This window comes from Tildeniella sp. (assembly GCF_059505325.1).
In genome coordinates, this window is sequence record NZ_JCACKI010000017.1 from 73,849 (window position 1) to 92,459 (window position 18,611).

Here is an 18,611-nt window from a genome sequence, read left to right on the forward strand (position 1 = left end):
CAAAATTGTCCGGTGCACATTTGCCGTCTGTCAATGAGGACAACAGACGGCAACCACAATGCAATCGACAGTCAAATTAACGCGTCATTTTTTGTGACGTTAAACTCCCAATGCCGTTTTAAGCTTGGCAAGTGTGGCAGCTTCCTTTGCGCTGACTTTGTTAGAACCCGTGCCAAACAAACCTTCACCAGCGGCATTAGCCACACGATCGGCAGTTGCGTAAATGAACTGTTTGTATTCGTTCACTTCTTCAGGGGATGCTTTTGCATTCACGATCGCCACGGCTGCATTAATCGCAACGATCGCTTTTTCAGCCGCATTATCTGGCGTGATATCTTTACCAGGATCGCCTGGAGATGACTTTTTCAGGCTTTCTTCAGAAAAGACGGCTTGAATCAACGCGTTGTTTGGATACGTCTTGCTTGCGCCCACAATTTCTTTCATCATCGCGGTGGCTTCGATCGCCGTTGAAACAATCCCTATATCGGCGATTGCAACAGCTAAACCGCTTGTGGTTACGGCTTTGATCACAGTTCCAGCTTCTTCGGGCGTATACGTTGCAGTCATTTCAAAACCCTCATAGATGGCAACAATCAAGTTGATGTCGTGTTCTTAGCAACTGAATTGCCAGAATGACGACAGTCCTGACACTAACCACTCTAGAGGAAAACAATAAGAAACTTGTATGTGGAGGCTTTAAAGAGTATTACGTTCTCATGCACCAATCTCAAGCCAGACGATAACAGTCCTGAGCGATCGCCCAATCCTCCTGAGTGTGGATGACAAAGATGCGTACGGTGGAATCAGCCGTAGCAATCTCTTGATCAACCGGATGGTTTTGATTTTTTTCAGAGTCGAGCTTCAAACCTATAAAAGCAAAGTTCTGGCAGGCACGGGCGCGGACGATCGCCGCATTTTCGCCTACGCCTGCTGTGAAAACCAGAGCATCCAAACCGCCTAAACTGGCAAGCATGGCACCCATACACGATCGCAGGCGATGGATATAGATATCGAACGCTAACTGTGCTTGAGCGTTACCTGCCTCGATTGCTACCATCACCTGACGCAGATCGGCGGATACACCAGAGACTCCCAGCAAGCCAGAGGCTTTGTTCAGTTCCTGATCGAGTTGGTCAGCCGTATAGCCTTCTTGTCTCATGAGGTGAATCAGAATACTAGGATCAACGGAGCCAGACCGAGTGCCCATCATTAACCCTTCTAAAGGCGTAAAGCCCATTGTTGTATCAATGCTGTGCCCATGCTGAATGGCAGAAAGGGAGCAGCCATTGCCCAGATGACAAATGATCAATCGCAGGTCTTGTAAATCGCGGTTGAGCAGTTGAGCAGTCCGTTGCGCGCAGTATTGATGGCTGATACCGTGAAACCCATAGCGCCGAATGCCGCGATCGACCCACTGATAGGGACCCGGATAGATCGCCGCTGCATCGGGGATTTGGCTATGGAACGCAGTGTCAAAGACGGCGATTTGCGGCACATCGTTACCCAATGCCAGTTCGATCGCCTCAATGCCTTCCAGGTTAGCGGGATTATGCACAGGAGCCAGTACCGCGAGTTGAGCGATCGCTGCTTTCACGTCTGGTGTGATTCGCACGCTCTCTCGATAATCTTGTCCGCCATGCACGACGCGATGCCCCACTCGATCGATCGCGGCTGGCTGATCAATGACTTTAGTTTCACCTTGCCAAAGGGTTTCTAGCATGTGGGCAATGACTTTGGGGCGCTGCTGAACGGGAATGTTCTCTTCCAACACAGCACCGTTTGCCGTTTTGACCTTAATTTCTGCACAGCCCTGTTGATGGGTCCAATCGACATTGGCTTCCCAAAGTGGAGCGGGAGGCTGATCGGGAAGGCGATCGCCGACCTCATACAAGCAACTTTTTTGGCTGCTAGAGCCTGCATTCAGGATCAGTATTTTCATGAATCAGCGTTCTAAGAGGCATGGATGACACAATGCGCTGCTCTAAGACTGACAAAGCCAAGGCAACCTCTGTCCGTCCCACTTTGTCAATTGCTTAGTAGTTCTCTTCTAGAAAGCTCCAGCGTTGCTGAATTGATGTATGAATGCCTGAATTTCCCCTCACCCTAGCCCTCTCCCAGAAGGAGAGGGGATAAGACTTCTAGCTCCTTTCTCCCTGAGGAAAAGGGCTGGGGATGAGGGTTCGTATGCAGCATCGCCCGATCTGCTTGTTACAGGCTCATGCTGAAACGGTTGCGAGTGGCAGCACTGCTCCTAGCCCTGCGCTCATCTCGGCGGGAGTGATTTTGCCGTCATGGTCAGCGTCCAGAGCATCAAAAACAACATCAGCGCCCATCCATTCTTCGCGGGTGATAAACCCGTCGCCGTCTAAGTCATAGGCATGAAAAATGTGATCGGCTGCTTCACTAACCACTGTGGTGCCAGCAAGAGAAGCCAATCGCTTGGCAAGCAGTCCTTCCAGGCTTTCGAGTGCTTTGCTAAAGCCTTTGATGCCTTCGTCAAGCTTCTCGGTTGCCATGCGATCGGCGGCGTGCATCTGGTCAAAGGTGGCTTTATCTATTGAGATTTTTTCGATGGATAAAGCGGCTGCCTGAGCGGGATCAAGCTTGCGGGGCAGGTCTGCGATGGTTTCCTGCAACTGTGCTAACAAGTTTGGAGAAATGGTCAGCAGATCACAACCTGCTAATTCGGTGATTTCGCCAAGACTGCGGAAGCTGGCTCCCATGACTTCGGTTTTGTAGCCAAACTTTTTATAGTAATTGTAGATAGTGGTCACAGAGAGCACGCCTGGATCTTCGGTAGCAGCGTAGTCTTTGCCCGTATCTTTTTTGTACCAGTCGAGAATCCGTCCGACAAAGGGAGAAATGAGGGTGGCTTTGGCTTCGGCACAGGCGATCGCCTGATGCAGCCCAAACAGCAGCGTCAGATTGCAGTGAATGCCTTCTTGCTCCAGCACTTCAGCGGCTTTGATGCCTTCCCAAGTCGAGGCGATTTTGATCAACACACGATCGCGGGAAATGCCTGCTTTTTCGTATTCGGCAATGAGATAACGCCCTTTCGCGATCGTGGCATCGGTGTCGTAAGAGAGCCGCGCATCAACTTCAGTAGACACCCGTTTGGGCACAATTGCCAGAATCTTTTTGCCGAAGGATACCGCCAGTCGATCGAACGCCAGGGACACAATCTGCGCTTCGGTGGCTCCTGCGCCCGCATCTTTCTTTGCCTGGAGTAGAGTTTCATCCACAATGCTCTGATACTGGGGCATTTGGGCAGCAGCGGTGATCAGCGACGGGTTAGTCGTGGCATCGCGGGGCGTAAATTTTTCGATCGCCTGAATGTCTCCTGTATCGGCAACGACGATCGTCATGTCCCGAAGTTGCTCTAGCAAAGTCTTAGCCATCTCTAATCTCCTTTAATAGTCCAGTTACTGTTGATTTTGCCTTAGAGACCCCTTCTTTGGGTACGCATTAGTAAAGCTGTTCGCACGACTCTGAAAATGATTGCCTTGCGTCTCTACACGTTGACGGTAACATTCATAGCTGAGAAATAGCTTTTTATGAGCTATCAGCTATCAGCTATCAGCTTTCGGCTATCAGCTATCAGCTATCAGCTTTCAGCTTTCAGCTAATGCTGCACTCATTGCTGACGGCTGACGGCTGACCGCTGATTGCTTAAAAACTTTTTCACATCAAAGCAGCTTTCGACGGCACATAATCGGCGATTTCGACGTTCACTGGCTCTACGTTCCAGATGTTTTGGCAGTATTCGCGAATGGAACGATCGCTCGAAAACTTGCCCATTTTTGCGGTTGTGAGAATGGACTTGCGCGTCCAGGCATCCGAGTCACGGTAGGTTTGACTCACCTGCGCCTGACAGTCGATGTAGGGCTGGTAATCTGCCAGCAACAGATAGTAGTCAGAGGATAAGAGTAGATGCACCAGCGGCTGAAACAGCTCTGTATCACCGTGAGACAGCGTGCCAGAAGTGAGCAGGTCGATCGCTGCTTTCAAGTTGGAGTTGGCGTGATAAACCTCCCAGGGGTTGTAACCTGTTGCCCGCAAAACTGCCGCCTCTGTAACCGTTAAGCCAAACTGGAAGGCGTTTGCTGCACCGACCGCTTGAAACAGCTCCAGGTTGGAACCATCCGGTGTGCCGATGATTAATCCACCGTTCAGCGCCGCCATCATATTGCCTGTGTCTGATGCTTCTGTGCCTGCGGTAGAAAGATGCTCTGCGAGATCGGCTGCTGGCAAAAGCCGCTGAGCCGCCTTGAGGGTGAAATCAGGCAAAAAGACGACTTTGAGCCGTCCTCGCACATCCGGATCGGCATTGACCAGATCGGCAACGGCATGAATCAACTTAATAATGAGCTTGGCAGTGAAATAGTCCGGTGCTGCCTTGCCGCTGAAGATAACGGTGCGAGGCACTACATCCAAATCGGGATTGGCTTTAATTTGGTTGTACAGCGTCAGGATGTGCAGAACGTTCAAGTGTTGCCGTTTAGATTCGTGCAGCACCATTGCCTGAACATCAAATAGGGAGTGAACATCCACCTCAATACCTGTCTGCTGACACACGATCGCTGCCAGATCCTGCTTCGTTGCTTGTTTCACCTGATGCCACTCCTGCCGGAAATTTCCATCATCCGCGGCTGCTGCAAGTGGGTGTAGTTCATCCAAATGGGTGATCCAGCGATCGCCCAAACGACGAGTGATCAAAGCTGCCAGTCGAGGATTGCTCAGCAGCAAAAAGCGTCGGGGCGAAATACCGTTGGTCTTGTTGCTAAATTTATCTGGATACAGCGCATAGAAATCAGATAGAACGGTCTGTTCCAGCAGTTCAGTGTGTAAGGCAGAAACGCCGTTGATGGCATGAGTGCCTACATACGCCAAATTGTTTAGCCGGACGTGACGATCGCCCGTTTCGTCAATCAGAGACAACCGACGCAGGTGATCAACATCATCGCCAACATGAATGTTGCTTTCTGCGAGAAAGCGGGCGTTGATTTCAAAGATGATTTCCAGGTGCCGGGGCAGGATGGCTGCAAGGATGGCGATCGACCAGCGATCGTCCAACGTTTCGGGCATCAGACTATGATTCGTGTACGAAAGCGTGTTGCGTGTAATCTCCCACGCCTGTTCCCACTCAAGACCGTGTTCATCGACCAGCAACCGCATTAATTCTGGGACTGCCAGCGTGGTATCGGTGTCGTTAAGCTGTAGGGCAACCCGTTCGTGGAGCGTCTCGATCGCTCTGCCCGCTTCAAGATGTAGGCGTATTGCATCTTGCATCGCACAGGAGACTAAAAAGAATTGTTGCTTCAGACGCAACTCCTGTCCCTGAAAATCCACATCGACGGGATATAACACTTTGCCTAACGGACTGTCGCTTTCTGCCCGCCACAGACGTAGCAGGTTAACCGTTTTCACCTGATAGCCCAAGATCGGCGTGTCATAGGGAATGCCTTTAACCACCTCTTGCGGCACCCAACGAACTCGATAGCGTCCTTCCTCATCCAGAGACGCTTCGGTGCGTCCGCCAAACTTCACCTCTGCCATGCTGTCAGGACGTTCAACTTCCCAGGGGTTGCCTGCTTGCAGCCAGGTGTCGGGTGTTTCTACCTGCCACCCATCGCGGATTTCCTGGTCGAAGATGCCGTATTCGTAGCGAATGCCGTAGCCGATCGCCGGAATTGCCTGCGTAGACAACGACTCCAGGTAGCAAACCATCAACCGTCCTAAGCCACCTTTGCCAAGTCCCGGTTCTGCTTCCTGATCGCAAATCTCATCAAGATTGAATCCCAAGCCCTCAATACCCTGGCGCACAACGTCAATACTGCCCAGGTTGACCAAATTGTTTTGCAAGTGCGGTCCCGGTGTGTATTCAGCGGACACCTCGCCGATCCAACGACTGTCTGGATGGGTTAAAAATGCTTCTGGCGTTTCAAACTGCATCAGGCGATCGCGCACCATGTAAGCAAGCACCGTGTAGCAATCCTGAGGCGTTGCCGCTTCCAACGGCTTGCCTTGAAAGCGCAGCAAATTATCCCGGAAGGCTTGCGTGAAGGCTTCGACGCTGAACCCTTCGCGAATATCCCCAAGGGGGATCACGCTGGCAGTTGCACTGATTGGGCTGCGGGACTCTGCTGCAAGTGGCTGAGGAGACGGTTGAGAAGGGGTGGGAGTGACGGATGAGTCAGGCGCGATCGCCTTGCTGGCTGCTTCAGAGAGTGTGGCTTCAACAAGCGGCTCATCAATGGTTTCTTCCAGCGTCGTGAGTTCAGCCACGATCGCATCCGGCAACGCTTCAGCCGCGATCGGTTCGGGAACAGTCTCCGCAATGATTAGCTCTACTGTTGTTGCTTCAGCACTATTTAGACCAGGATTGATTGACTCATCGGCTGCTTCAGGGAGCGTTTCATCAGCAAGAATCGACTCAGTGACCGCCAGTTCAGCCGTTGCTTCAGCGATCTTGGGCGTAGGGACTGTTGCAGCAACGCCTGGTTCCGCGTCTAGTTCTGCCAGAAGCTGGGTAATGGCTTCATCACCGGGTTGCAACTCAGCCGCCCGTGCCAAATGGCTCTTTGCTTCATCACGCTGTCCCAAGTTAACCAGCGCGTTGCCTTTCGCAATCCAGGCAGCGGCAAAACTAGGATTCAGCTCGATCGCCCGATCAAAGCAACCCAGAGCTGTGCTAGCTTGCCCCGCAGCAACCAGTTCGATGCCATGCTCATACACTTGCTGAGCGTCTGTCCAATAATTCTGACGACGGGTTGCAGCTGTTACCTGACCGACAATAGCCGCTGCTCCTGCCGCGATCGCGGTTATTGGGTTAAGAGCAGACTCTTCCGAGGCTGGCACTGCTGCTGGCGCTGGCGTTTCGTCTGATGTTGGCGCGTCTGGAACTGGTTCTTCAACCGTTGATTGAGCAGCGTTGACGGCTGATGGTGCCGATTCTGTTGGCGTAGAAACCGTTGGTGCCACCAAAGTCGCCCTTATGGGACGATTCTCGACGGGAGCGATTGGGCGATCGGCGATCGGGTCAGAAGGACGGGTTGAAGGACTCAACGGCTGTGGCTCAAAGCGCTTCAACACCCACTGGAGCAGTAGCCCCAGCAAGCCCAGAGGCAACACTAACCGCAGCCACCAAGGGATTGCCTTGAACGTTTGGGCAAAGGGCGACGTATCTGGTTCCGCTGTCTGCACGACCGAAATCATGGGTATAGGCTTAAAGGCATCTACAACAGCGGTCGCTTCGGCTGTCTTAGCGGCAGCAACGGCTGCCTGTCCAGAGGCGGCGGTTGCCAAACCAAGGAAGGAACTAGCTGCTACGTCAGGGGCTTTTTTGTAGGCATAGCCGCGAGGTTGAGCGTAGGGGTAAAGTGGGTCATCGGGAAGCGCTTCGTGCATGACAACCAGCTTGACAAGGCGAGCTTTGTTCTGGTTAACGACCTGGCTGGCGATCGCATACCCAATGCCGTCCGTGCCCAATTGTCGGATCATTGATGCTGTATCATCTTCCTCAAGCTGCACAGCATTTGCTCCAATAGTCAAGCCCTCTGGCTGAAAGATGCCGTAGCGGCTGAGGGCAATGCGAGTGTCGCTGGTGAGGGGGCGATCGATCACCCGAATCGCACCGGGCGCACCGCCAACTTCTGACCAATCGCTAATCTCGCCCCGGAGCATTTTGACGAATTGATCAACGGTGAGATTGCCCTTAAAGGAATTGTTGCTGCCGACCAGAACCGCAATGCGCTCCTGGCTGAGAGGAATTTCGCTTAACCCTTTTGCTTTCTCAGCGCTGGTGAGCGACCGACCGATCGCCGCTAAATCAATCTCGTCCTTGAGTAAGGATTGCAGAGCCGCATCGGTGCCCTGAGCCTCGATCGACACCTGTGTGCCAGGAAACTCCCGCTGATACTGTTCTTTCAGGCGTTGGTTAATCAGCGACATGCTGCTGTCACCGTCAATTCGCACCATAGTTTGCTCCGGTACATCCGTTGGTAACGGAAAGGTCGGGAGATCCAGGCTGAGGGCAGGAGCAGCGATCGCTATCTGCGTCACTATCAGAGGTGTAGAGAAGACGACTAGCAGTGCAACGTTGAGGATGAAGCGAACCGTTTTCTGACGCATAGAGACCTCGGACAGCTAGAGTGTGTGAGGAAGATGTCCACATTCTTTGGGTAAAGGCACAAATTCATAGGTAATCGGCAACACATTTTCGTCGTAACCTTTGAAAATTCAGCCTGATCTTGAGGTTTTAAAACGTGATGGTAACTGCTTGTTCAGTCGTTTTGGACTTCCAGGTGCGATGATTTCTGGTCAAGCCTCGCAGCATCAAGCGAATCATGACAACCTAAAGCACGCTCTCGTGATGTTCGGACAACCCGCTCATAGTCGGGTGTAAGGCTGCGAGCATTGTCACTCCAACGGTGCCCATAGAGGACGCGATCGCACATCTCCGGTCTTTTAGCTCCCCAACTTCTGGTTAAACCGAAGCCATAAAAGCAAGCCCATCGTAGAAGTCGGGGATCTTTACATGCTGACACCTTGCTAACTTTTGAGCGACCATCACAAAATGAGCTTTGCGTCAGTCCTATCAGTTAAGTTGGCTCGGTTCCAGGCTGAGGTTCTGGGCGATCGCTCTTAACATGAAGGCTCTGTGAGTTTGATGGGCTGATTCAGGGATAGTACAAACAACATCCTGAACATTCGCCGATCACCAAATCTTCGCCATTTGTAAGATAAACCCTGGCAACTCTGGATCACCACTCACCGTTTCAGGATTGTCTAATACGGTTGGTTTCTGATTGGGACGATACAAATGCACCGTGTAGTTTTTGCGATCGATCAAAAATCCCAACACAGCCCCATTCGCTATGTATTCTTGCAGCTTGTCTTGCAGACTGGTTAGCGTGTCGCTGGAAGACCGTAGCTCAATCACAAAGTCAGGGCAAATTGGTGCAAAGGATGCTTTTTGTGCTTCCGTTAAGGTCTGCCAGCGCTCCAGTCTGATCCAGGAAGCGTCAGGAGAACGGGTTGCGCCATTCGGCAGAGTAAACCCGGCGCTAGAGTCAAAACCTATGCCAGTGCCATCCTGGTCAGCCCAGTTAGCCAGTTGTTGAGCGATTTTAAAGTTTCGATTTCCTGTATCGGCAAAAGCGGGCGGCATGATGATTACATCTCCGCTGGCAGTGCGTTCAATGCGCAGATCGCGATTGGCTAAACAGAAGGCGTAGAACTCTGCTGGAGTCATGGGGGCGATCGCAGGCAAATTCACGGTCAGGGGAGTATTATCCGTTTGAATAAGCAGCGTTGTCATAGTTGCCTCTCAGCCTGTGAATGTGAAATTGCGTGCAATCAAGTCTTTGCTCTGAACACTGTTTTCCACGCTTCAACCGTGCCTTTGCCGATTTCAATATCCTTTGTTTTGCCATTCTCCCACATCAACCGGATTCTCATATTCCAGGTGGGGCAGTGGCTAGGGCAGTAGCTAATTCAGGTGCGATCGTGGACGGTTTGCTAGACGGTAGGAGTAGGAGACAACCGCAGAGACGCAGAGACGCGGAGATTTAATTCAAACGTTGACTTCTCACTCCTTACCGCTGCACAGGCTTCCCGATCGCCTCTAGCACTGCGGCGATCGCCCCTTCCTTTTGCGGATCGCGTCCTTGTGCATAAGGCACTGTGAACGGTACGTCGATATCTGGGGCTACGCCTTTGCCTTCGATGCGCTGTCCATCTACCAGGACATCGGCAACGGCAACGTAGAGCAGACTGCCATCCTGCATGATGTAGGCACGTCCAGCTAGCACAGCTCCAGCGGTTTTGCTGCCGACAATTCTGCCGACTCGAAACTGCCGAAAGCCATAGGCGAGGATTTCTTTGCCGCTGCGTGATCCCTGGTTGACCAGCATGACGACTGGCTTTTTCCACGGCAGGTTAAAGCTACCTTTGGTGCCGTCGCGGTTGGTAAACGTCACATTGGGTGCGGGTGCTGTGAAGGGATTCAGGTAGCTGGGTTCGGCTCCGCCCCAGCCATCGCGCAGATCCCAAACAAGTCCATCGACCTGACTCAGACGATCGCTCAGTTCTTGCTCAAGCTGCCGCTGGTAGGCATCATCGGCATACGACCAGATGTGGATGTAGCCAATTTTTTTGCCGCCGCGATCGATGACCTGTACGCTTGCCTTCATCGCATCGAGAAACATGGTCGTGGGGTCAAGGCGTTTGGGCGTAACGGCGATCGTTTGTGTGCCTGCGTCCGGTGTGCGTTGAATTTGGATTTGCACGGGGCGATCGGCGTTTTCGGCAAACGATTCAACTGGCTGGAACGGCTTGCCGTTGACTGACAAGATTTGATCCCCAACCTTGAGTCCGGCTTTAGCAGCAGGCGATCCATCCAGCACTGCACGGACAAAGGTCTTGCCATCAACGTCACGGGTGTAGGCACCAATGCCGACATACTCCAGCTTACCGTTAGGCAAAAAAGGCTTGAGCTGCCGCTGAATGCCGCGTCGCCAAAATACGCCTGCAAGCTGGTAGTACTCTGGTTCTGCTGACGTGTAGTAACGTGTGTGAGACACGTTTAGCTCAGCAAGCATCTGGTTGACTACAACCGCCATTGCTTCGGACGATCGCGCCTGTGTCGCCTGGGAAGCGTACTTTTGCCGCATCGCCTTCCAGTCAACACCATTAAACTTAGAATCGTAAAAATTATCGTTGACTGTCTGCCAAATCTGCTCAAACACCTTGGCTGGCGATGGCTCTGCGCGTGAAAGTAGAGGCGCACCAGCCCAGTAAAGTAAAAGCACCAGAACACTGGCTAAAAGTACAGTCAACCATTGACGAGGCAGCCGCTGCGATCGCGCGAAGTTCGATCGCATGAAATTAGTCAGCATCAGCATTTTTCTGTCGTTCAGACAACGATTTCACTTCCTAAACTGAATTAAAGCGAACCACGAAAGTTCCACAAATCCCTCAATGGACTTGTTTGGCTAGGAAATCGTTAGGGGGGACGGAGTACAGGGAGTAGAGGTTTAAGGGTAGGGGAAGCAGAGGGGGCAGAGGGGGCAGAGGGGGCAGAGGGGGCAGAGGGGGCAGAGGGGGCAGGGGAAGCAGAGTTGGAAGTCAGAAGTCAGAAGTCAGAAGAAGATAAGGTATTGCTAATAATGCCCTCAACCCAAAACTCAGAACCTCTTCCCCAGTTCCCTCCGCCTCCCCAGCTCCCTCCGCCTCCCCAGCTCCCTCCGCCTCCCCATTTCTTCCCATGCAACTCCGCGTTCAGCTTTTCACTGTCCACAAACGCTTTCCTCTTACCATCAGTCGTGGTACAACGGCGCAGACGACAAACGTCTGGGTCGTGATTGAGCATGACGGTATCGAAGGATGGGGGGAAGCGTCACCGTTTTCGATCGGCGAACAGCCCCAAACCACCGAGGCGATCGCGCGATCGCTGCAAAAAATTGCCCCCCTGCTCAAAGCCCTTAGCCCGCTAGAACGTCAGCGTATTGAGCGACTGATGCTAGAAGCCCGTTTGCCTTCGGGTGCGCGGGCGGCTCTGGATATTGCACTACACGACTGGATAGGAAAGCAAGCAAACCTACCGCTGTGGCAACTATGGGGACTGAATCGCGATCGCATCGTCCCGACCTCTATCACGATCGGCATCAATCCATCCAACCTGGCTCAACAACGTGTCAGAGATTGGTTGGGTCAAGTGCCGACCCTTCAGGCATTAAAACTGAAGCTAGGCAGTCCAACTGGGCTTGAGGCAGACCAGGCAATGGTGGTAGCGGTACAGAGTGTGGCTCCTCATATCACTCAAATCAGCATTGATGCCAATGGTGGTTGGAACCTGGAACAAGCGTTGCAAATGTCATACTGGTTAACCGATCGGGGCATTACCTACATTGAGCAGCCACTGCCAAAAGGTCAGGAAGGCGATTTGCCTGCGCTCTATCGAGATTCGCCTCTGCCAATCTTTATCGATGAAAGCTGTTTTAGTAGCTACGATATCCCGCCACTCGCCGATCGCGTACATGGCATCAACATTAAACTCATGAAAGCGGGCGGCATCACAGAGGCATGGCGCATGATTCACACAGCCCGCGCCTGTGGCTTAAAAATTATGTTCGGCTGCTATTCCGATAGTGCGTTACTCAACACTGCACTTGCTCAACTTTCGCCCCTTGCCGACTATCTCGATCTGGACAGCCACTTAAACCTTCTCGACGATCCGTTCATCGGTGCCAGCTTTCAGAATGGACGCGTGTTGCCGGAGGAACAGTCGGGTGTAGGAGTGAGGCTGAGATGAGAAGATGGGGGAGCAGAGGGAGCAGAGGGAGTAGAGGGGGCAAGAGGGGGCAGGGGGGCAAGAGGGAGCAGGGGGGCAAGAGGGAGCAGGGGGAGATTTGCATTTTGAGTTATGCTGCGTTACTAAAGAGAAGAGGCTCAAGGTTTTTCTGCTCCCCTGCTTCCTCCGCTCCCCTGCTTCCTCCGCTCCCCTGCTTCCTACTCCTGCTCTTCCTCCCTCAGTCCGATCGCCATTTGCATCACAAACGGTTCGCCGCCGGGCTGGTGATACTTGTCTGCCCACTGCCGCATTACTTTGTCTAACTCCTCCAGCGCTTCTTCGGTGCGATCGGCTGGAATATCGAGTTCTTCAAGCACACGCATTGCCTTAGACTGTCGCTTTGCCCACGCATTCATGAGGCGGAAATAACGGGCAGTATCTTCCACCATAATAAATGTCCGCTCTTCCTCATCCGCAGGGGAGTAGGATGCCCGTGTCAAGGCGTAGAAAGGCATTCCCCACGGAGAATCGAGTCGGGTGACGGTGCCAGAATAAAGCAACCGCCGCTTAATATGTTCTGCGAGTGCTTCGCTGAGAGGCATCTGCTGGTCTTCTGGCACGTATTCTTGAGAGCGACCGTGCAGAAACTCAATGAGATCTAAGAACTGGAAGGAGTTGATCAACTGGGCATCGGGCAAATCGACGGGTGGTAGCTTTTGCTCAATTTGACGTTTTTCTTCTGACGTAAAGCTAGTGCCAGCGATGCGCGATCGCCCCGGTTGCCAGGGATATTGCTCTAACCAGACGTAGGGAAACTGAATCAAATAGCGTGGTTCTTGAGAACCAAGCATCTTAAGCAGCTTGCCTTCGGTCAGCGCTTGCCTGACTTCTTCCACAATGGCTTTCACGCGCTTTGGCTCAATATGATGCAGATGCCCCGTCATGCGGAGGTTTTGATCCTGCTCCAAATAAGTCATGTAGATGGCACATTTAGCCGCCGTAGCCGCCGCATCTAAAAAAGCGCCATGCCGATGTCCACTGGTTCGCATGGCACTAAATGCCAGGTAGAGCAGGATCTGATCCATGGCACTAGGACCGAGACGTTTGATCAGATCGAGGTCTTTAATCATGTCAACAAAGCTAACCCAATGGAACCACTACGGAAAAAATGATGATGCTACGCTCACCTTGCGACATAGTGCCGTCTGAGATACCTAAATCTTACAGAGCAATGACGCTTCAATGAGACTATTCTGCCACTGTGACCATTAAACCGTTTATTTAATCCCTTAACTGTTTATTATCCTAGTCTTCCCATCTCTAAAAACATCAAGCTGATCCATCAGAGTGTCTGTAGCTTATGTTCTAGAAATTTCCACTTTCTTCTAACCTCATCTATGTGCTGAAAAACAAGTCAGTGGGACTGTCACTCTTGATGTAGTCGATTACTCAAGACACGATCGCGGACATAAGCAGCACGTTCGGTCTATAGCAAAAGCCATCTTACCTGCATGTGCCAGTCTATACGGTCTTTTGAAACGGTCTTTTGAACCCGTTTAGTGGGTCTAAGCCAACGATGAACTGGCTTGAAGAAAGCTACTTCAGCAGTACCGCTGTCTTTTAGCATGTAGGCAGAGCGCGGTGACAGCAACGATTCTGATCACACTTCAAGGCATAAGTTAGCCCTTGAGCCGCATTCGCACAGTTTAGCCAGAGTACCCCAACAAGAGCGTCTTTGACAAAACCGCATCGCTTACACTCGCCTCCTATTAGCCTTCAGAGAGTGTAGACTCCCAGAAAAGTTGGCGGCGACCACTGCCACGGTGAAAGGTTTGCATGTTCACGTCGGCTAGCTGAGCAACAGAGGCAGGTTGATTGAAGGATCGCAGAGTTTGATGCGCGATCGCTTTAGCATCTCGCAAATCGGCTGTTAGCACTACTAGCAGCAAGCTTGGTAGCAAGGCAGTGAGAGGAAGGTACATAAAGGTAAAGTCCGGGTAGGTTCTTTTACCTGTTACGGAAGATTTGTCAACTTATCAGGACAAATTTTTGAAATCGTGTCTGCTTGCTGCGATAGAGGCGTTGTGCATCTAGCAAACGGGCACCTCAATAGAATAGTGGGCGTTGCTGATCATGGGATGAATCGCTGCTTTTACCCTCACCCTAGCCCTCTCCCAAAAGGAGAGGGGAAATGGTTTCTGGCTCCCTTCTCCCCAAGGAGAAGGGCTGGGGATGAGGGATGCATTCAGTAACGCCAGATAGTGATGCTATCAATGCGATCGCAACATAAAAGCGCTTAACCACGGTTACACGTGCCGTCTTCGTTCCAACTGCCGATGCGCTGTGCAACTTAGAGTAAAAAGAGTAAAAACCGACGTTTCCCTCGTACCTAAAGTCCGCGCCGACACAGAAAAAGTATCAGATACTACTGTTTACAGTGACTCTCCCCTCTATTGATGAGGGGGTATGCATTGGATCTAGCGCTGTGCAATTCGACGATTACGAGCCAGGGAATTTCTACGACGAACTCTTTGCTGCGAAGGGAGAGCCTCGTCCTGACACAATGCCGCTGATCGATCGCATCAACTCCCTTTCGCCTGAAGAGGTGCAGCGGCGGCAACAGGCGGCGCAGATCGCACTCTTTAAGATGGGTGTAACCTTCAACGTCTACAGCGATAACCAGGGCACAGAGCGCATTATTCCTTTCGATATTATTCCTCGCATTGTTTCGGCAGACGACTGGGCAACGCTGGAAAAGGGCTTGGAGCAGCGCATTTACGCGCTCAACTTGTTCCTGGCAGATATTTATAACGAGCAGAAAATTTTGCGGGACAAGATTATCCCGTCTGAAATCATCTACTCTGCCAGTGGCTTTTTGAAGCCGTGCATGGGGTTGAAACCACCGGGCGGCATCTGGTGTCATATTACGGGCACTGATTTGGTGCGCGATCGAGATGGGCAATGGTACGTCTTAGAAGACAATCTGCGCTGTCCATCCGGCGTTTCTTACGTCCTCGAAAATCGCCGCGTGATGAAAAGCACGTTTCCGCTCGTCTTTAACACGATGCAGATTCAGCCTGTGGAAGAATATCCTAGTCACCTGCTGGAAACTTTGCTGAACCTTGCACCACCGCACCTGATTGATCCAACCGTTGTTGTGCTGACTCCTGGCATCTACAACTCTGCCTACTTTGAGCATTCCTTTTTAGCTCAACAGATGGGCGTGGAACTGGTCGAAGGGCGCGACCTGATTGTGGCAGATGGCTACCTGCAAATGCGAACGACCAAAGGCTTGAAGCGCGTTGATGTGGTTTATCGCCGCATTGACGATATTTTCATTGACCCCAAAGTCTTCCGCCCCGATTCGCTGCTGGGCATCCCCGGCTTGATGGATGTGTACCGTTCTGGCAAAGTGGCACTGGCAAACGCTCTGGGTACAGGTGTCGCAGACGACAAGGTGATTTACTCCTACGTGCCAGCGATGATTCGCTACTATCTCAATGAGGAACCAATCTTGGCAAACGTGCCAACCTATCTCTGTTGGGAACCGCAGCAGCAGCAGCATGTGCTGACAAACCTGGACAAACTGGTGGTTAAAGCGGCGGATGAGTCAGGTGGTTATGGGATGTTGATTGGTCCTACTGCCACACCAGAACAGCGAGAAGACTTTGCTGGACGGATTGCAGCCTCACCGCGTAATTACATTGCTCAGCCAACGCTCTCTTTATCACGAGTGCCAACGCTGATTAATGATCATTTTGAAGGTCGTCATGTCGATCTGCGCCCCTACATTCTGTATGGCAAAAAGGTCTATGTCAGCCCTGGGGGGCTAACTCGTGTTGCGTTGCGTCCAGGCTCATTGGTGGTTAACTCATCTCAAGGTGGCGGCAGTAAAGATACGTGGGTCGTGTGCAAATAGTGGTTAGTCATAAAGCCTTTGGCATGGCTGCGCTAAGGTTGTTAGTTTTTAGTCGCTAGCAACCCTAACCACTAACAACCAAAAACTAAAAACTAAAAACTTCTCTAAATGCTAAGTCGTGTTGCTGATTCAATTTACTGGCTCAACCGCTATGTGGAGCGGGCAGAAAATGTTGCCCGTTTTGTGGAAGTGAACCTAAACCTGCTGCTCGATTCTCCTGCTGGAACTACTCAGCAGTGGGAACCGATTATTATGACCACAGGCGATTTGCCGCTGTTTCAAGAGCGATATGGTGAGGCAACGGCAGAAAAGGTGATTCAGTTTCTCACGTTTGACCCAGACTACCCGAACTCGATCGCATCCTGCTTGCGAATCGCACGAGAGAACGCCCGATCGGTGCGCGAAATTATTTCCTCTGAAATGTGGCATCAGGTGAATGCGTTCTATCTCATGGTGACGGAAGTGGCGCAAACGCGATCGCTCCACGATCTCTCTGCTGTCCTCCGCTTTTTTGAAGAAGTCAAGCTGTCGAGCCATCAATTTATTGGCGTGATGAATGCGACGATGACACATAACGAAGGCTGGCACTTTGGGCAAATCGGCAGGTTTCTTGAACGAGCAGACAAAACGGCGCGGATTCTCGATGTCAAATACTTCATTTTGCTACCGTCGGTTAAAGATGTGGGCAGTACGCTAGACGAACTACAGTGGATGGCACTGTTGAAATCTGCCAGCGCTTATGAGATGTACCGCAAGCAGGGCTTACATCGCCTTTCGCCCAATTCCATTGCCGAGTTTTTGGTGCTCGAACGAGACTTTCCACGATCGGTGCGCTTTTGTCTGTTGCAAGCAGAGCGATCGCTCCATGAAATTACAGGTACACCCATTGGCACCTGGCGTACACCCGTCGAGCGCACTTTGGGGCGACTCCGTTCTGACCTTGACTACCTCACCATTGAGGACATCATCGATAACGGCTTGCACGAAACGCTGGATGATTTGCAGATTCGCATGAATGATGTCGGCGAGAAGATTTTTGAAACGTTTATCGCCCTGCAACCTGTTGGGTGAGTGGGTGAAGAGGTGAGGAGTGAGGAGTGAGGAGTCAGTAAGGATGTGTGTTGTTGCAAGCCCAAACAGTACATCGTTGACTTCAGCCTTGAATCGCCGAGCATCAACGACGAGCTTCTGAACATCAACGACGAACCTCCGAGTATCAACCGCGAACCTCCAAGCATGGCTGACGAACCTCCGAGTATCAACGACGAATCTCCGAGTATCAACGACGAATCTCCGAGCATGGCTGACGAACCTCCGCTCATCGACAACGAAGCTCAAAGTATCAACGACGAATCTCTAAACATCACCCCTCTCCCCTCTCCCCTTACCCCCCTACCCCCTACCCCCCTCACCCCTCACCCCTCACTCGTGCTTTACCAAATTAGCCATACAACTAACTATTCCTACAGTCAGCCTGTGAGCTTGCTGCCCCATGTGGTGCGCTTGCGACCTCGCAGTGATGGTTCGCAGACGGTGCGATCGTTCTCGCTGATGGTTACGCCAACACCCTCACAGGAAGCGACGGTCACCGATTTGGATGGCAACACGCTGGACAACCTTTGGTTTAAGCCTGATCAGACGGATACGCTTACGGTGCAAGTGTCGTCGCAGGTGGAGACTCACCGCACCAATCCCTTTGACTATGTGCCAGAGGCGTGGGTAGCGCGACTGCCGATCGACTACCCCTCGTCACTGCTCTTGCAGCTACAGCCGTATCTAAGCGGTCAACAGGTGCTCTATGCGACAAGTGTTGATCCGATCGCGCTCCAGCTTGCACAAGAAATCGTCCAGGCTGTTGGTAGCAATACGATCAGTTTCTTAGGTGAACTCAATCAACGAATTTATAAGGGTTGCCAGTACATGATTCGTGAAACAGGCGATCCGTTATCAGCAGGCGTTACCTGGACAACGCGATCGGGCACCTGCCGTGACTTTGCCGTGCTGTTTGTGGAAGTGTGTCGGGCGATCGGGCTAGCGGCTCGTTTTGTCAGCGGTTACCAGGAAGGTGATCCAAACAGTAATGAGCGACATCTCCATGCCTGGGCTGAAGTCTACCTACCCGGTGGTGGCTGGCGCGGCTACGACCCCACTCAAGGGCTGGCGGTTGCCGATCGACATATTGCCCTGGTTGCCAGCCCTCTTTCTAGCTACGCGGCTCCCATTTCTGGCGCGTTCAAGCAGGCAAACGGTGCCCAGTCAACGATGACCTACCAGCTCACCATTCAAGGGCTGGCGTGAAAGCAGAGAAACCCGGTTTCGATCAACCGCGGCATCTGTACTAATACAACGTCAGTTCGACGAGGTCAAAAGATAGCCGGAGGCAATGCTGGCAAGTCTTTG

Annotated in this window: 12 protein-coding genes; 4 read left to right on the top strand and 8 right to left on the bottom strand. The window is 52.0% G+C overall.

The features are described from left to right. Window positions 1-99 precede the first annotated feature (99 nt). From AC5JO6_RS07470 to AC5JO6_RS07495, 6 genes are all read right to left on the bottom strand, one after another. On the bottom strand, window positions 100-567 hold the full coding sequence (locus tag AC5JO6_RS07470) for a hypothetical protein (RefSeq protein WP_496080425.1): 468 nt from the start codon (window positions 565-567) through the stop codon (window positions 100-102). 160 nt (window positions 568-727) lie between these two features. Next, window positions 728-1,939, bottom strand: coding sequence for an acetate kinase (locus AC5JO6_RS07475; protein WP_496080426.1), 1,212 nt, complete (start codon window positions 1,937-1,939; stop codon window positions 728-730). 277 nt (window positions 1,940-2,216) lie between these two features. After that, window positions 2,217-3,398 (bottom strand): transaldolase, encoded by a 1,182-nt coding sequence (locus tag AC5JO6_RS07480; RefSeq protein ID WP_496080427.1) that lies wholly within the window; start codon window positions 3,396-3,398, stop codon window positions 2,217-2,219. A gap of 283 nt (window positions 3,399-3,681) precedes the next feature. Continuing rightward, on the bottom strand, window positions 3,682-8,130 hold the full coding sequence (glgP, locus tag AC5JO6_RS07485; protein WP_496080428.1) for a glycogen/starch/alpha-glucan family phosphorylase: 4,449 nt from the start codon (window positions 8,128-8,130) through the stop codon (window positions 3,682-3,684). A 586-nt stretch (window positions 8,131-8,716) separates the two neighbouring features. After that, window positions 8,717-9,319 carry a Uma2 family endonuclease gene (locus AC5JO6_RS07490; protein WP_496080429.1) on the bottom strand — a complete coding sequence of 201 codons (603 nt, stop codon included), beginning with the start codon at window positions 9,317-9,319 and terminating at the stop codon, window positions 8,717-8,719. Between the two features lie 277 nt (window positions 9,320-9,596). Beyond that, window positions 9,597-10,898, bottom strand: coding sequence for a S41 family peptidase (locus tag AC5JO6_RS07495; protein ID WP_496080430.1), 1,302 nt, complete (start codon window positions 10,896-10,898; stop codon window positions 9,597-9,599). 368 nt (window positions 10,899-11,266) lie between these two features. On the opposite strand from AC5JO6_RS07495, the gene AC5JO6_RS07500 reads away from it, so the two are divergent. Beyond that, window positions 11,267-12,313 (top strand): dipeptide epimerase, encoded by a 1,047-nt coding sequence (locus tag AC5JO6_RS07500; protein ID WP_496080431.1) that lies wholly within the window; start codon window positions 11,267-11,269, stop codon window positions 12,311-12,313. A gap of 197 nt (window positions 12,314-12,510) precedes the next feature. Here AC5JO6_RS07500 and hetR read toward each other — a convergent pair whose 3' ends face one another. Continuing rightward, window positions 12,511-13,422, bottom strand: coding sequence for a heterocyst differentiation master regulator HetR (hetR, locus tag AC5JO6_RS07505; RefSeq protein WP_496080432.1), 912 nt, complete (start codon window positions 13,420-13,422; stop codon window positions 12,511-12,513). Window positions 13,423-14,061: 639 nt separating this feature from the next. Further along, window positions 14,062-14,274 (bottom strand): hypothetical protein, encoded by a 213-nt coding sequence (locus AC5JO6_RS07510; RefSeq protein WP_496080433.1) that lies wholly within the window; start codon window positions 14,272-14,274, stop codon window positions 14,062-14,064. Between the two features lie 503 nt (window positions 14,275-14,777). On the opposite strand from AC5JO6_RS07510, the gene AC5JO6_RS07515 reads away from it, so the two are divergent. The 3 genes from AC5JO6_RS07515 to AC5JO6_RS07525 all read left to right on the top strand — a co-directional run bounded on the left by AC5JO6_RS07515 (window position 14,778) and on the right by AC5JO6_RS07525 (window position 18,509). After that, entirely contained in the window at window positions 14,778-16,211 is a 1,434-nt protein-coding gene (locus tag AC5JO6_RS07515) for a circularly permuted type 2 ATP-grasp protein (protein ID WP_496080434.1), read from the top strand. A gap of 108 nt (window positions 16,212-16,319) precedes the next feature. Then, window positions 16,320-17,282, top strand: coding sequence for an alpha-E domain-containing protein (locus tag AC5JO6_RS07520; RefSeq protein ID WP_496080435.1), 963 nt, complete (start codon window positions 16,320-16,322; stop codon window positions 17,280-17,282). Window positions 17,283-17,639: 357 nt separating this feature from the next. After that, the gene (locus tag AC5JO6_RS07525) at window positions 17,640-18,509 is read left to right on the top strand and encodes a transglutaminase family protein (RefSeq protein ID WP_496080438.1); all 870 of its coding nucleotides are present in this window, start codon (window positions 17,640-17,642) and stop codon (window positions 18,507-18,509) included. The last annotated feature ends 102 nt before the right edge of the window (window positions 18,510-18,611 follow it).

Excerpts from the sequence above, each read along its gene's own strand:
- AC5JO6_RS07470 (WP_496080425.1), bottom strand. The coding sequence starts at position 567 with ATGACTGCAACGTATACGCCCGAAGAAGCTGGAACTGTGATCAAAGCC.
- AC5JO6_RS07475 (WP_496080426.1), bottom strand. The coding sequence starts at position 1,939 with ATGAAAATACTGATCCTGAATGCAGGCTCTAGCAGCCAAAAAAGTTGC.
- AC5JO6_RS07520 (WP_496080435.1), top strand. The coding sequence starts at position 16,320 with ATGCTAAGTCGTGTTGCTGATTCAATTTACTGGCTCAACCGCTATGTG.
- AC5JO6_RS07490 (WP_496080429.1), bottom strand. The coding sequence starts at position 9,319 with ATGACAACGCTGCTTATTCAAACGGATAATACTCCCCTGACCGTGAAT.
- glgP (WP_496080428.1), bottom strand. The coding sequence starts at position 8,130 with ATGCGTCAGAAAACGGTTCGCTTCATCCTCAACGTTGCACTGCTAGTC.
- AC5JO6_RS07495 (WP_496080430.1), bottom strand. The coding sequence starts at position 10,898 with ATGCTGACTAATTTCATGCGATCGAACTTCGCGCGATCGCAGCGGCTG.
- hetR (WP_496080432.1), bottom strand. The coding sequence starts at position 13,422 with ATGATTAAAGACCTCGATCTGATCAAACGTCTCGGTCCTAGTGCCATG.
- AC5JO6_RS07510 (WP_496080433.1), bottom strand. The coding sequence starts at position 14,274 with ATGTACCTTCCTCTCACTGCCTTGCTACCAAGCTTGCTGCTAGTAGTG.
- AC5JO6_RS07480 (WP_496080427.1), bottom strand. The coding sequence starts at position 3,398 with ATGGCTAAGACTTTGCTAGAGCAACTTCGGGACATGACGATCGTCGTT.
- AC5JO6_RS07500 (WP_496080431.1), top strand. The coding sequence starts at position 11,267 with ATGCAACTCCGCGTTCAGCTTTTCACTGTCCACAAACGCTTTCCTCTT.